Consider the following 13530-nt stretch of genomic DNA (forward strand, 5'->3'; position numbering starts at 1 on the left):
CGCCCGGATTGTAGGCGTCAGCGGCGCAGGCGCAGGCGCAGGTCCTCACCGACCGGGGTGATCTCATGGAATCGCCAGCGCGTGGCCGCGTCCAGGCCCGGCAGGGCCGTCAGCTCGGCCAGCGGCCGTCCCGGCCCCACCAGCATCGGGGCCAGGTAGAGCAGCAACTCATCGACCCAGCCGCCGCGCAGCCAGGCGCCCGCCAGCGTGGGGCCGCATTCCAGGTGCAGTTCGTTGCAGGCCAGCGCGTGCAGGTCGGCCAGCACCGCGGCCAGATCGATGCGGCCGTCCACCAGCGGGCAGGGCACCAGGGTGGCACCGCGCTCGCTCAGCGCCTGGGCCGCGGCGCCATCGGCGCTGGCGGTGTAGAGGCGCACCAGCGAGGGGCCGGCATCGAACAGCCGCGCCTGGGGGGGCGTCTGAAGGTGGGTGTCGACAATCGCCCGCACCGGTTGGCGGGCGACCGCCACCTCGCGCACATCCAGCCGCGGGTCGTCGGCCAGCACCGTGCCGACACCGCACAGCAGCACGCCGGCGCGGGCGCGCCAGGCATGACCGTCGGCGCGTGCGGCGCCACCGGTGATCCACTGGCTGCGGCCGTCGGTCAGCGCGGTCCGGCCATCCAGCGAGGCGGCCATCTTCAGCCGCACCCAGGGCCGGCGGCGCTGCATGCGCGAGAAGAAGCCGATGTTCAGCTCCCGCGCCTGCTCGGCCAGATCGGGCGGGCCCCATTCGGCACGGATCCCGGCCCCCGCCAGCCGGGCCATGCCCTGGCCGTTGACCAGCGGGTTGGGGTCGCCCACGGCGGCCACCACGCGGGCCACGCCGGCCTCGATCAGGGCGTCGCAGCAGGGGGGCGTGCGGCCGTGGTGGGCGCAGGGCTCCAGCGTCACATAGGCGGTGGCGCCACGGGTGGACTGGCCGCGCGCCTGGGCGTCGCGCAGCGCCATGACCTCGGCATGCGGGCCGCCAGCCTGCTGGGTGAAGCCCTCGCCGATGACCTGCCGGCCCCCCGGTGCCACCAGGACGCAGCCCACCCGCGGGTTGGGCTCGCTCAGGCCGATGGCGTGCCGGGCCAGTGTCAGGGCCTGGCCGAGGTGGTGGGCGTCGAGATCGGTGGGGTGCATCGGTAACGGGGTTGAGTGGCGATTGTCCCCCCTTCAGAGGGAGGGACGCGCGGCCGCCGTCGGTGCAGCATGTCGACGTACCGCGCATGCCTGCCCCGGCGTGGCGGACCAGCGCCGCAGTCGATGGCGCGTACCAGGGAGACCCCATGCCAAGTCATCGCGCTCAACGCCCCCCGAGGCGTGCGCCCGCCGTCGCCGGCTTTGGCCTGCTGGAGCTGGTCATCGGCCTGGCCGTGCTGACCATCCTGGCGTCGGCGGCGGTGCAGCCGGCGCAGCAGATGCTGCGCGCCCGCAGCGTCGACCAGTCGGTCGAGGGCCTGGTGACGGCGCTGGCCCGCGCCCGAGCCGAGGCCATGGCCCGTGCCGAGGTGGTCACGGTCTGCCCACGCGACCCGCTGGCCGGCGATGCCGCGGCCGTCTGTGCCAACAGCCTGGAATGGAGCGCTGGCTGGCTGGTCTTCGTCGACCGTGACCGGCGCGGCCTGCTCGAACCGAGTGACCTGCTGCTGCAGGCCATCCAGCCGCCCCCGCACGCGCCACGGGTGATCGCCACGATGCGCCGCATCAGCTTCATGCCCACCGGCATTTCCCTGAACGCGGCCTCGCACTTCGATTTCGTGCCCGAGGGTGGCGACCCCGCCGCGCCCGATATCGTCGGCGCCCGGCGCGCCTGCATCAACAAGCCCGGCCGGCTGCGCATGCTCCCCCGGGCGCTGCCCTGTGCGGGCTCGGCATGACCGTTCGTCGCCGCCCGGCGGCCTTTTGTCCGGCGCTCGCGTCAAGCCGGCCCCGGTCCGGCCGACAATCCGGGTATGAGATGCGTCGCAATCCGTCCCGGTTACCGGGCACGCCAGTCCGGCCGGGGGTTCACCGTGGTCGAACTGGCCGTCACCCTGGTCGTGCTGGCCGCCCTGGTGATGTCCGCCGTGCCCTTCATGCGGGACTTTGTCGGGGGTCGGATCGCCGAGTCCCAGGCCGAGGAACTGGTGTCCTCGCTGCGCCAGGCACGCAGCGAGGCGATGAAACGGCTGGTCGAGGTGTCGGTGTGCGCCGGCAAGAACCTCACCACCGACAACGCCGAGTGCTCCGGGTCCCGGACCTGGAGCCAGGGCTGGATCAGTTTCGTGGACTACAACAACAACGGCATCCGCGAGGCCGGCGAACCCGTGCTGCGGGTGTTCGCCGGCCCGGCAGGCCTGAAGGCGGCCGATGGCAGCGTGCAGTCGCTGACCCTGGCCCGCACCGGCATCCTGTTGCGCGCCGATGGCGCCGCACTGACGAACGATGCCCAGTCCTGGGTGCGCTTTGCCCCCAATACCGGGTCCGACCGGTCGGCGCGCACGATCTGCGTGAATCGTCAGGGCCGGGTGGCGCTGTTGAAGGGAGCGGGCGCATGCGCATGATTCGGTCCTCCGTCCACCAGCAGCGAGGCGCCTCGCTGATCGAGGTGCTGGTGTCCATCCTGGTGGTGTCGCTGGGGGTGGTGGCCATGGGCGGCCTGCTGGCCTCGGCCACCCGCCTGGGCAAGGCCAGCGAGATGCGCGCCGTGGCCAGCCTGATGGCCTCTGACATCGCCGACCGCATGAAGGCCAATGTTGGAGCGGCCCGCAGCAGCCTGTACGACCACACCGATGCCTTCGTCAGCCCGCCCGCCACGCCGACCCCGGTGAACTGCGCGTTGCCGTTGAACTGCCAGCCCAAGGAGCTGGCCGACCAGGACATGGCGCAGTGGCGGCTGTCGCTGCTGAATGCCCTGCCGTCCGGCACCGGCTACGTGCGCTACGACGCCGGTGCGCTGGATGCCGCCGGCGGCGCGGTGGACGTCTGGGTGGCGTGGCTGGACCCGACCGCACTGTCGGTGGGCGCCTTCCAGGACATCGACAGCCTGAACGCCAAGACCTGTCCGCCGGGCTTCCGCGACCTCAACCCGCAGCCGCGCTGCATGTATTTCCGGGTGGCACTGTGATGAGGACCGCCCACATGCGCCGCGCACCGGGACAGGCCGGCTTCACGCTGGTGGAGCTGATGGTGTCCCTGATGGTCGGGATGATGGTCGTGGCCGCGTTGCTGGCCGGCTACTTCGCGATTTCCGTCAGCAGCCGCCACACCCGCGCGCTCACCCAGATGACCGAGGACGCCAGCGCCGCGCTGGGCGTGCTGCGCACCCACCTGGCCCAGGCCGGCTACAGCCGACCCTCCGGGGTGACCACCAGCGGCTTTCAACGCATCTACACCGGTGCGGCAGTGGTGGGGTGCGATGGCAGCTTCAAGGATGTCACTGCCGCCATTGACGCGCTGGCCTGCGCCGACACCACGGGCAACGATGCCCTGAAGGACGCGGTGTCGGTGGCCTATGAGGCCGACACGGCCAACTCCATCGCCTCCGGCGGCAAGCCGCTGGACTGCCTGGGCAACGCGCTGACCAGCATCGGCACGGCGCCCAACGCCTACTACCTGAACACCAGCACCTTCTACGTTGCCAGCGGGGTGGATGGCCGCGGCGCACTGTTCTGCCGGGGCAATGGCGGCGGCACGCCGCAGGCACTGGTCGAGAACATCGCCGACCTGCAGGTGCTTTACGGCATCAGCACCAACCTCAATGCCGACCCGGTGACCGTGGGCTATTACGGCAAGGCCTCCGCGGTGAACATGGCCAACGTGGTGGCGGTTCGCCTGTGCGTGGTCGTGATGAGCAGCGACGAGGTCATGGACGACAAGACCCCTTACTTCAACTGCAGCGATACCCAGGTCACGCCCACCGACAAGCGCATGTACAGGGCGTTCCGATCGACCGTGCTGCTCCATAACCGCCTGAAGGCCAACCTGTGAAGCCCGCCCTGTCTGCGCGCCGTCGCGGCGCCTCCTCCTCGCGCCAGCGCGGCGTGACGCTGATCATCGCGCTGGTGATGCTGGTCGTGATCGGCCTGGCCTCGGCCGCCGTGATGCGCAGTTCGCTGACCTCCGACGTGGTCTCGAACAACGCCCGGCTGCACACCCTGGCCCAGCAGGCGGCGCAGCTGGCGCTGCGCTTCTGCGAAACCCAGATCGAGCGCGAATCCAAGGACTGGATCGGCGGCTTCACGATCAATGCCGCATCGCCGGGCGACCCGTACTGGCAGTCATTCACCACCTGGCACGGCGGCAGCGCGGTCCAGGCCATCAAGGTGCCTGACGCGGTGCTGGCCTCTGGCGACAGCAGCTTCAAGCCGACCACGGTGCCGCAGTGCCTGGCTGAGTGGAGCGACGCCGTTCCGGGCACCCGGACCATCATCGTCACCGCCCGCGGCTTCAGCCCCGATTACGACCAGACCGACGCCGGCCGGCAGACCGCCGGCTCCGTGGTCTGGCTGCAGTCCACCCTGCGCATCAAGTGAGCGCAGCATGCCCGCATCCAGAGAGGCCCGCATGAACCGATCCCATTCCCTCCAGGCCTGGTCGCTGGCCGGCGCTGCGCTGCTGGCTGCAGCCACCCACGCCTGGGCCGAGCCGGCGCAGTCGCCGCTGACCGCGCGCAGTGCGGCGCCGCCGCTGCCCAACCTGATGCTGACGATCGATGACTCGGGGTCGATGCTGTTCGACTTCATCCCCGAAGAGACGTTCACGGTCAATGGCAAGAGCGTCATCATTGCCACCTCGCCCACCGACGCGAACCAGCGCTTCTGGCCGGTGGGTTACCCGAACGACAAGCGGCGCTCACCCTATCGCCAGTGGACCGACGGCAACTGGTACACCTTCTCGTACACCGTGGGCGGCGTCGTCACTGCGCTGGGACCGAACAAGGCGGCGGTGTTCGAGATGCAGTTCCGCTCGCCCGATGTCAACGCGCTCTACTACAACCCGGACATCTGGTACCGGCCCTGGAAGAACGTCGATGCGCTGCCCAACGACATGGCGAATTCGACCTACACCAACGCCCGGCTGGATCCGGTCTTCGATGCCACCAGTGTGCTGGACCTCAGCAAGATCTTCACCGGCAAGCAGACCTGGTGCACCAGCTACAAGGTTTGCGATGCCACGCCGACCTCGCGCAGCTTCAATCCGGCGATCTACTACCGGTTGAAGGATGGCTCTGTTGATCCCAACCAGAAGACGTCGTACACCTTCTACAACCTCAACACCACCAACGACACGTCCGAACCTTATGCACCGGCCACCAAGCACGCCAACCGCAAGGATTGCGCCGGCTCGCGTTGCACCCAGGCCGAGGAACAGCAGAACTTCGCCAACTGGTTCACCTACTACCGCCTGCGCGAGACCATGACCAAGGCGGCCATCAGCCGCTCGCTGGTCGACTACCAGGACAAGATCCGTGTCGGCTGGGCCCAGTTCAACGCCTACAACAACAGCTCAACCAAGACGCGTGTCCAGCAAGGCATCCAGCAGATGACGGCTGCACAGCTCAAGACGGTGCTGTCGGGCATCCACCAGGTGTCCTCCTTCGAGGGCACGCCCACGCGCAACGTGCTGGACGAGATCGGCCAGTACTTCCAGAAGGAGGACAGCAGCAACCCCTGGCTGGGCACGCCTGGTGACACGGCGTCGAGCAAGCTGTCGTGCCGTCGTTCGGCCAACTTCCTGTTGACCGATGGCTACTACAACGACACGTACACCGCCGCCGGCAATGCCGACGGCTCGAACGGACCGAAGTACGAGGGGAGCCTGAACCCCGACAACTACACCGACGTGCAGTACCTGGCCGTCCCGCCGTATTCCGACGGCACCACGCCTTACTCCGACACGCTGGCGGACGTTGCGATCAAGTACTTCAAGAACGACCTGCAGCCGGGCATTGCGAACCGGGTGCCGCCGGTCCAGGGTGACATCGCCTTCTGGCAGCACCTGACCCAGTACACGGTGGGTCTGGGCGTTGTGGGCACGCTGGATTCCACGGCCGCCAACAAGGCCACCACGCTGGCCCAGATCAAGAGCGGCGCGAAGAACTGGCCCGATCCATCGGCGGGCTCGGCCCAGAAGGTCGATGACCTCTGGCACGCAGCGGTCAACACCGGCGGCGATTTCTATTCGGCCAAGAGCTACGAGGACCTGTCCAAGGCCATGCGGGATGCGATCGGCAAGGCGATCTCGAAGACCGCGAAGGAAGCCGGCGTGTCGTTGAACTCCTCCACCAAGGTGCTGGGGACCTACAAGTTCGTCCCGAAGTACCAGGCGGTGTCCTGGTACGGTGACCTGGAAGCCTATGCATTGACCGATGTCGGTGCAGAGAGCGGTGCGCCCGTCTGGAAGGCTTCACAGCCCAAGACGGCCACGAACAAGCCGGTGGAGTGGACGGCCCGCAACCTGCTGGTCTGGAACCCGGACGCCAAGAAGGCCACGCCCTTCACCTGGCCCAAGGTCTCCACCGATGGCATGGGTGCCACGAACGCTGCCGCGATGAAGATCGACGGCACTGTGGACGGCCCCACGCTGACCGACTGGGTGCGTGGTGACACCAGCAACGAGGCGGCCGACAAGCCCTACCGCACGCGCAGCGGCAACCGCTACCCGGACTTCGTCAATTCGCCACCGGTCTACGTCAAGGACCTGGTCCAACGGGATTATTCGGGCATCGATGCCGGATACACCACCTACCTGGCCTCCAAGGTCGACCGTACCAAGGGCGTGGTCTTCCTGGGCGGCAACGGTGGCATGCTGCACGCGTTCGACAGCAGCACCGGCGATGAGGTGATGGGCTTCCTGCCCTCGCCGGGTCTGCCCAAGCTGGCCAAGATCGCGGCCAAGAACTACGGCACCGAATCCAACTTCCACCAGTATGTGGTGGACGGCCCGCACATCGAGGCCGACGCCTACATCGTGACCCGCCGCGACGCTGCAGCCAAGTGGGCCAATGTGGTGGTTGGCACCATGGGTGCGGGCGGCCGGGCGATCTATGCGCTGCATGTGCCGACGACCAACCCGACCGCACTGGACGCCGACACCGTGCTGTGGCAGCGCTCCAGCACCGACGACCCCGACTTCGGCTACATGATGGGTGATGTCGCGGTTGGCAAGATCCAGGGCGGTACCGCGTCCGACGGCTGGAAGGTCTTTGTCGGCAACGGCATCGACAGCACCGACGGCAAGGCCGCGCTGATGATCATCGACCTGTCCACGGGTGCGGTGGACAAGGTGGTGCTGGATACCAGTGGTGGCAACGGCGCGATGGGTGTGTCGCTGGTGCGCAATGATCTGGGTGCCGTGATGGCCGCCTATGTGGGCGACATGAAGGGCCAGCTCTGGCGGGTCGAGTTCGCCTCGGCCACCAACAGTGCCACCTGGAAGGTGGGCTACGGCGGCAAGCCCCTGCTGCAGGCCTTTGACCCCGATGGCGTGACGCCGCAATCGATCACGACGGCCCCCTACAGCATGCCGTTCAAGTTCGGCAATGGCCAGCTCGTCGTGTTCGGCACGGGTCGCCTGCTGAACGAGACCGACGCCGATTCCGCCCGCCAGCAGACGATCTACGGCGTGCTCGATCCCACGCCGGCCAAGGATTCGACCGACGGTCTGAGCAGCCCCTACTACGGCGGAACCGATATCCGCGGTGTGCTGTCCAAGCGCACCCTGGGTGCGGCCACGACCATCACGGTGGGCGGTGTCACCCGCACCTTCTACCCGATCGAGGGCGAGGACATGGACTGGAATGTCCGCAAGGGCTGGTACCTGGAGCTGACCAAGGCCGGGCAGCGGGTCATCTATCCGGTGCAGCCGATCTTCGATGACTACATCTTCGTGCAGAGCATGGTGCCGGCGCCGAAGGCGGCCGAGTGCGAGGTCACCAGCGGTTCGGGCACGAACTTCATCTTCCGTGCCCATGAAGGCCTGCCGCCCAAGGATCCCATCGTCGACACCAACAACGACGGCAAGATCGACGAGAACGACAAGCCGCTGGGTGCCTATGACGTGAACGCCGACGGCACCGACGGCCTGGTCGTGCCGCCCGACAGCGAATGCGTCGACGGCTTCAAGATCGTCTGGGACTTCGACACCGACCCGCGCGGCAAGGCCATCCGCCTGGCCTGCGGCACCACGGCCCAGAAGGTCATTGACCGTGTCTGGCGCGAGATCGTCAACCCGCCGCAGCCCAAGTGAGGAACGACAGCATGACCCCTGAATCGTCGCCCGGCCGTCCCGGCCCCAGCGCCCGCGCGCCCGCCCGGGGCTTCACCCTGGTCGAGGTGCTGATCGTGGTGGCCATCCTGGGCATCCTGTCGGCCTTCGCCTACCCGGCGTATACCGAGCAGGTGGCGCGTGGCCGCCGCTCAGGGGCCCAGGCGGGGCTGATGGAAGCGGCACAGTGGATGCAGCGCTACTACGCGGCGCTGAACACCTACAAGGACGCCGACAAGAAGATGCCCGATTCCTACAAGTCGATTCCCCGCGATGGTGGCGCCAAGACCTACACGGTGGAAGTGGCGGTGGGTTCGGACGAGCGCAGTTACACCCTGACCGCCAAGCCGGTGACGGCCGACGCCAAGTGCGGCAACCTGACGCTCAATGACCTGGGGCAGAAGGGCAGCCAGTACGGCGACGTTCCCACCTGCTGGCGCTGAGATCCACCGGGCGCGTGGCGCCCGGCCTCAGATCTCCTTGATCAGCCGACTGAACTCGTCGACGTCCTCGAAGCTGCGGTAGACCGAGGCGAAGCGCACGTAGGCCACCTTGTCCAGGCGCTTGAGCTCGCGCATCACGAGCTCGCCCACGCGCGTGGACGGCACCTCGCGCAGGCCGCTGGCCAGCAGCTTCTCCTGGATGCGCTCCAGCGCGGCATCCACCTGTTCGATGCTCACCTGACGCTTGCGCAGCGCCAGGGTCATGGACGCGCGCAGCTTCTCGGGGTCGAACTCCACCCGCGCACCACCGCGCTTGACCACCGCCGGCAGCGAGATCTCGGCCCGCTCGTAGGTGGTGAAGCGCTTCTCGCAGCGGTGGCATTTGCGCCGCCGGCGCACCACGTCGCCCTCATCGGACTCCCGGGTCTCGACGACCTGGGTCTCGTCGTGTCCGCAGTAGGGGCAGCGCATCGCCGTCTCCGCCTGGGGATACCGATCAGCGGTAGACCGGGAAGCGGCGGGTCAGCGCCGACACCTGCTCGCGCACGCGGGCGATGGTGGCCTCGTCGTGCGGGTTGTCCAGCACGTCGGCGATCAGGTGGGCCGTCTGACGGGCCTCCTCTTCCTGGAAGCCGCGCGTGGTCATCGCCGGCGTGCCCAGGCGGATGCCGCTGGTGACCATGGGCTTTTGTGGGTCGTTCGGGATGCCGTTCTTGTTGCAGGTCATGTGGGCGCGGCCCAGGATGGCCTCGGCCTCCTTGCCGGTCAGGCCCTTGGGACGCAGGTCCACCAGCATCACGTGGCTCTCGGTGCGGCCGCTGACGATGCGCAGGCCGCGCGCCTTCAGCGTCTCGGCCAGCACGGCGGCGTTTTTCACCACCTGCTGCTGGTAGGCCTTGAACTCGGGCGACAGCGCCTCCTTGAAGGCCACCGCCTTGCCGGCGATCACGTGCATCAGCGGACCGCCCTGGATGCCGGGGAAGATCGCCGAGTTGATCTTCTTGGCCACCTCTTCACCGCGCATCAGGATGATGCCGCCACGCGGGCCGCGCAGGCTCTTGTGGGTGGTCGAGGTGACCACGTCGGCGTGCGGCACCGGGTTGGGGTAGACGCCCGCGGCCACCAGGCCGGCGTAGTGCGCCATGTCGACCATGAAGTAGGCGCCGACGGCCTTGGCCACCTGGGCGAAACGCTCGAAGTCGATGCGCAGCGCGAAGGCCGATGCCCCGGCGATGATCAGCTTGGGCTTGTGCTCGTGGGCCAGCCGCTCCATCGCGTCGTAGTCGATGTCTTCCTGGGCATTCAGACCGTAGGACACCACCTTGAACCACTTGCCCGACATGTTCAGCGGCATGCCGTGCGTCAGGTGGCCACCTTCGGCCAGGCTCATGCCCATGATGGTGTCGCCCGGCTGCAGCAGGCCGAAGAACACCGCCTGGTTGGCCTGCGAGCCGCTGTTGGGCTGCACATTGGCGTACTCGGCCCCGAAGAGCTGCTTGGCGCGGTCGATGGCGAGTTGCTCGACCACGTCGACGTTCTCGCAACCACCGTAGTAGCGCTTGCCCGGGTAGCCTTCGGCGTACTTGTTGGTCAGCTGCGAGCCCTGCGCAGCCATCACGGCCGGCGAGGTGTAGTTCTCGGAGGCGATCAGCTCGATGTGCTCTTCCTGGCGGCGGTTCTCGGCCTCGATGGCGGCGAACAGCTCCGGGTCGACACGGTCGATCGTCGATTGGGTGCGGTCGAACATGGATGTCATCCTTGGTGTGGCGTGGCGCGGCCCGGCGCGATGGTCGCTGCATGGCGGCCATCGGCGGGTTGCCCAGGCGAACGGCAGTTCAGGGCCGCATCACATGTCGGCCCCCGCGCTTCCCGGTGGTGATCCACCTCGCAGCGGACGCCACCCGGGGAGGGTGGCCGTCACGCCCTGTCGCCAGTCGCGCGTGATGTCGTGTTGTCAGCCCGCAGTGTAACGGGTGTGCCGCTCAGCCGGCCAGCGCCACCTGCTCGTGCACGGGGTCGGTGGTCAGCGGAGAACTGGCCGCGGCGGCGGCCGCAGGCGCACTGGCCGTGCTGGGCGCGGCGATCACGGTGTTCGGTGCCGTCACCGGCACGTTCTGGCCTGCCGCCACCGCCATCAGGTGACGGTGCTCTGAGAGCACCTTGCCGGCGTAGCCGCCGTCGTCGTCCAGGTTGGCCGCACCCACGTAGTAGCGCAGGCCGCCTTCCAGCGAGCCGGCACGCGCAATGCACTCGCGCAGCACGGCCACGCCCACGCGCAGGTTGCTCACCGGGTCGAAGGCGGCCAGGCGGCCGCCCATGGACTCGTACTTGTCGTTGTGCACACGGGTCATCACCTGCATCAGGCCCTGCGCGCCCACCGGGCTCTGCGCAAACGGGTTGAAGCCCGATTCAATGGCCATGATGGCCAGCAGCAGCGTGGGCTCCAGGCCCGCGCGCTGGCCCACGGTCCAGGCTTCCTGCACCAGGCGGGCCACCGGCTCCGGCGCCACGCGGTAGCGGCGCGAGATCCACTGCGTGACGGCGGCCTGCGGCCGGTTCAGCGTGTGCACTTCGGTCGCCAGCGTGCGGACCATCGCCGGATCAGCCGGCATGTCCAGCAGTTCGGGGCCTTGCCGCTCGGCGTGACGCTCCTGCAGCCAGCCCAGGGCCTGCTGCTCGAAGCTGGTGCGCAGGTCGGCGCGCCCGGCCACGAAGGCCACGGCGGCCAGCACCAGCAGGCCCAGCAGCGCCAGCATATTGTGGCTGACCTCGAGCAGACCGCCGCCCACGTCGCGCAGGAACACGCCTGCGCTGTGGCGGCCAGCCTCGGTCACGTCCTTCCACCATCGTGAAAAGCGCATGTCCATCCTTTCGTCTGTACCACCGGTGGCGGGAGGGCCCAGGCCCCAGTGGCGGGGCGGCCGGTGGTGATAATCAGTGGTCGCGCGCCGCAGCGGCGGGCCATCGTGGGCCTTGTGTTCGCAGACCAGGCGTCGGGTTCCCTCCAGGCTGTTGTTGCATTCAGCAGGGGAAACCCGTATTCGAACGTCGGGGCGGATTGTAGGAAGCGTCAAAATAACTGGTCAAGCATAAGGCCACTGAAATCAATAACAATTGGCTATGAAATACAAGGACCTTCGCGACTTCATGGCGCAGCTCGAACACCGTGGCGAACTGCGCCGGGTCGCAGAGCCAGTGCTGGCGCGGCTTGAAATGACAGCACTCGCCGACCGCGTGCTGCGCGCCGGCGGCCCGGCGCTGTTGATCGAGAACACGCCTGGTTACAACATTCCGGTGCTGCTGAACCTGTTCGGCACGCCGCGCCGGGTGGCCTGGGGTCTGGGCGTGGACGATGTGGGCGCGCTGCGCGACGTGGGCCGCCTGCTGGCCGCACTGAAGGAGCCGGACCCGCCCCGTTCGCTGCGCGAGGCCGGACGCCTGTGGGACATGGCCAAGGCGCTGTGGGACATGAAGCCGGCGCGGGTCAGCAAGGGCGTCTGCCAGGAGATGGTGGTCGAGGGCGCCGAGGTGGACCTGGGCCGCTGGCCGGTGCAGACCTGCTGGCCCGGCGATGCTGCGCCGCTGATCACCTGGGGCCTGGTGGTCACCCGCGGTCCGCAGTCGGTGGCGCGGCCCCGCAGCCGGCAGAACCTGGGCATCTACCGTCAGCAGGTCATCGGCCGGCGCGAGGTCATCATGCGCTGGCTGGCGCACCGTGGTGGCGCGCTGGATTTTCGCGAGTTCGCGGCGGCCAACCCAGGACAGCCGTTCCCGATCGCCGTGGTGCTGGGGGCCGACCCGGCCACCACACTGGGTGCCGTGACCCCGGTGCCGGACACCTTGGGTGAGTACCAGTTTGCCGGCCTGTTGCGCGGCGGGCGGACGGAACTGGTCGACACCCAGGTGGGAGAGGGCGGTCTGTGGCTGCAGGTGCCGGCGCGCGCCGAGGTGGTCTTCGAGGGCCACATCCCGACCGCTGCCGACGGCTATGAAGGGGTGAGCGAGCAGGGTGTGCCGCTGAAGTCGATCGGCGGCTACCTGCACGCGCTCGAAGGTCCTTACGGCGACCACACCGGCTACTACAACGAGCAGGACTGGTTCCCGGTGCTGCGCATCGACCGCCTGACCCACCGCCGCGATCCGGTCTACCACAGCACCTACACCGGCAAGCCGCCCGATGAGCCGGCGGTGCTGGGCGTGGCGCTCAACGAGGTCTTCGTGCCGATCCTGCAGAAGCAGTTTCCGGAGATCGTCGACTTCTACCTGCCGCCCGAGGCCTGCAGCTACCGCATGGCGGTGGTCTCGATCCGCAAGGCCTACGCCGGCCACGCCAAGCGCGTGATGTTCGGGCTGTGGAGCTTCCTGCGCCAGTTCATGTACACCAAGTTCATCGTCGTCGTCGACGACGACATCGACGTGCGCGACTGGAAGGAGGTGGTCTGGGCCATCACCACCCGCATGGACCCGGTGCGCGACACCACGCTGGTGGACGGCACGCCGATCGACTACCTGGATTTCGCCTCGCCGGTCAGCGGCCTGGGCGGCAAGATGGGGCTGGACGCCACCCACAAATGGCCGGGTGAAACCCAGCGCGAATGGGGCCGGGCGATCACCATGGACGGCGCGGTGCAGGAGCGCATGGACGCGCTGTATCAGCGGCTGTTTTCCTGAGCCTGATCAAGTCCTCTTCAAGGACGCGAATACCGCTTGCATCCGCCGCGCGCCGGGCGTAATCTTGCATCGCCGTCCACTGCGATGGCATCCCACCGGGCGCCATTCCGGCGTCCCATGGAGCCCCGGCCCGATTACCGCCGGATCTCCACTGGGCAGTGAAGCTGCCCACAGGCCCCCCG

12 protein-coding genes and 1 riboswitch are annotated in these 13530 nt (G+C 68.3%); of the genes, 8 read left to right on the forward strand and 4 right to left on the reverse strand.

Annotated elements, in window-relative coordinates:
* Nucleotides 1-17: 17 nt before the first annotated feature.
* A complete protein-coding gene (gene ribD / locus KAK07_RS11475; protein ID WP_210860793.1) occupies nt 18-1127 on the reverse strand; it encodes a bifunctional diaminohydroxyphosphoribosylaminopyrimidine deaminase/5-amino-6-(5-phosphoribosylamino)uracil reductase RibD in 1110 nt (369 codons plus the stop codon).
* Between the two features lie 146 nt (nt 1128-1273).
* On the opposite strand from ribD, the gene KAK07_RS11480 reads away from it, so the two are divergent.
* The 7 genes from KAK07_RS11480 to KAK07_RS25270 all read left to right on the forward strand — a co-directional run bounded on the left by KAK07_RS11480 (nt 1274) and on the right by KAK07_RS25270 (nt 8677).
* Nucleotides 1274-1864 (forward strand): type II secretion system protein, encoded by a 591-nt coding sequence (locus tag KAK07_RS11480; protein WP_210860795.1) that lies wholly within the window; start codon nt 1274-1276, stop codon nt 1862-1864.
* Nucleotides 1865-1999: 135 nt separating this feature from the next.
* Complete coding sequence (locus KAK07_RS11485; protein ID WP_210857023.1) at nt 2000-2530, forward strand: GspH/FimT family pseudopilin; 531 nt, start codon at nt 2000-2002, stop codon at nt 2528-2530.
* The gene (pilV, locus tag KAK07_RS11490) at nt 2521-3093 is read left to right on the forward strand and encodes a type IV pilus modification protein PilV (RefSeq protein ID WP_210857024.1); all 573 of its coding nucleotides are present in this window, start codon (nt 2521-2523) and stop codon (nt 3091-3093) included. Before KAK07_RS11485 ends, pilV begins: the two co-directional genes overlap by 10 nt.
* Complete coding sequence (locus tag KAK07_RS11495) at nt 3093-3956, forward strand: PilW family protein (protein ID WP_210860797.1); 864 nt, start codon at nt 3093-3095, stop codon at nt 3954-3956. The genes pilV and KAK07_RS11495 overlap by 1 nt, the downstream gene beginning before the upstream one ends.
* A complete protein-coding gene (locus KAK07_RS11500; RefSeq protein ID WP_210857026.1) occupies nt 3953-4501 on the forward strand; it encodes a pilus assembly PilX family protein in 549 nt (182 codons plus the stop codon). The genes KAK07_RS11495 and KAK07_RS11500 overlap by 4 nt, the downstream gene beginning before the upstream one ends.
* 31 nt (nt 4502-4532) lie before the next feature.
* On the forward strand, nt 4533-8216 hold the full coding sequence (locus KAK07_RS11505; protein ID WP_210860799.1) for a pilus assembly protein: 3684 nt from the start codon (nt 4533-4535) through the stop codon (nt 8214-8216).
* Nucleotides 8217-8227: 11 nt separating this feature from the next.
* Nucleotides 8228-8677, forward strand: coding sequence for a type IV pilin protein (locus KAK07_RS25270; RefSeq protein ID WP_210857028.1), 450 nt, complete (start codon nt 8228-8230; stop codon nt 8675-8677).
* A gap of 27 nt (nt 8678-8704) precedes the next feature.
* Here KAK07_RS25270 and nrdR read toward each other — a convergent pair whose 3' ends face one another.
* The 3 genes from nrdR to KAK07_RS11525 all read right to left on the reverse strand — a co-directional run bounded on the left by nrdR (nt 8705) and on the right by KAK07_RS11525 (nt 11538).
* Nucleotides 8705-9148, reverse strand: a complete 444-nt coding sequence (nrdR, locus tag KAK07_RS11515; protein ID WP_210804042.1) for a transcriptional regulator NrdR — start codon at nt 9146-9148, stop codon at nt 8705-8707.
* A gap of 25 nt (nt 9149-9173) precedes the next feature.
* Nucleotides 9174-10424, reverse strand: a complete 1251-nt coding sequence (gene glyA, locus KAK07_RS11520; protein WP_210857029.1) for a serine hydroxymethyltransferase — start codon at nt 10422-10424, stop codon at nt 9174-9176.
* Nucleotides 10425-10487: 63 nt separating this feature from the next.
* Nucleotides 10488-10625: riboswitch (ZMP/ZTP riboswitch) on the reverse strand.
* A 34-nt stretch (nt 10626-10659) separates the two neighbouring features.
* Nucleotides 10660-11538, reverse strand: a complete 879-nt coding sequence (locus KAK07_RS11525; RefSeq protein WP_210857030.1) for a lytic transglycosylase domain-containing protein — start codon at nt 11536-11538, stop codon at nt 10660-10662.
* Nucleotides 11539-11797: 259 nt separating this feature from the next.
* On the opposite strand from KAK07_RS11525, the gene KAK07_RS11530 reads away from it, so the two are divergent.
* Nucleotides 11798-13348, forward strand: coding sequence for a UbiD family decarboxylase (locus KAK07_RS11530; protein WP_210857031.1), 1551 nt, complete (start codon nt 11798-11800; stop codon nt 13346-13348).
* Nucleotides 13349-13530: the final 182 nt, after the last annotated feature.

It is taken from the genome of Ideonella alba (assembly GCF_018069875.1).
GTDB classification, from domain to species: Bacteria; Pseudomonadota; Gammaproteobacteria; order Burkholderiales; family Burkholderiaceae_C; genus Ideonella; species Ideonella alba.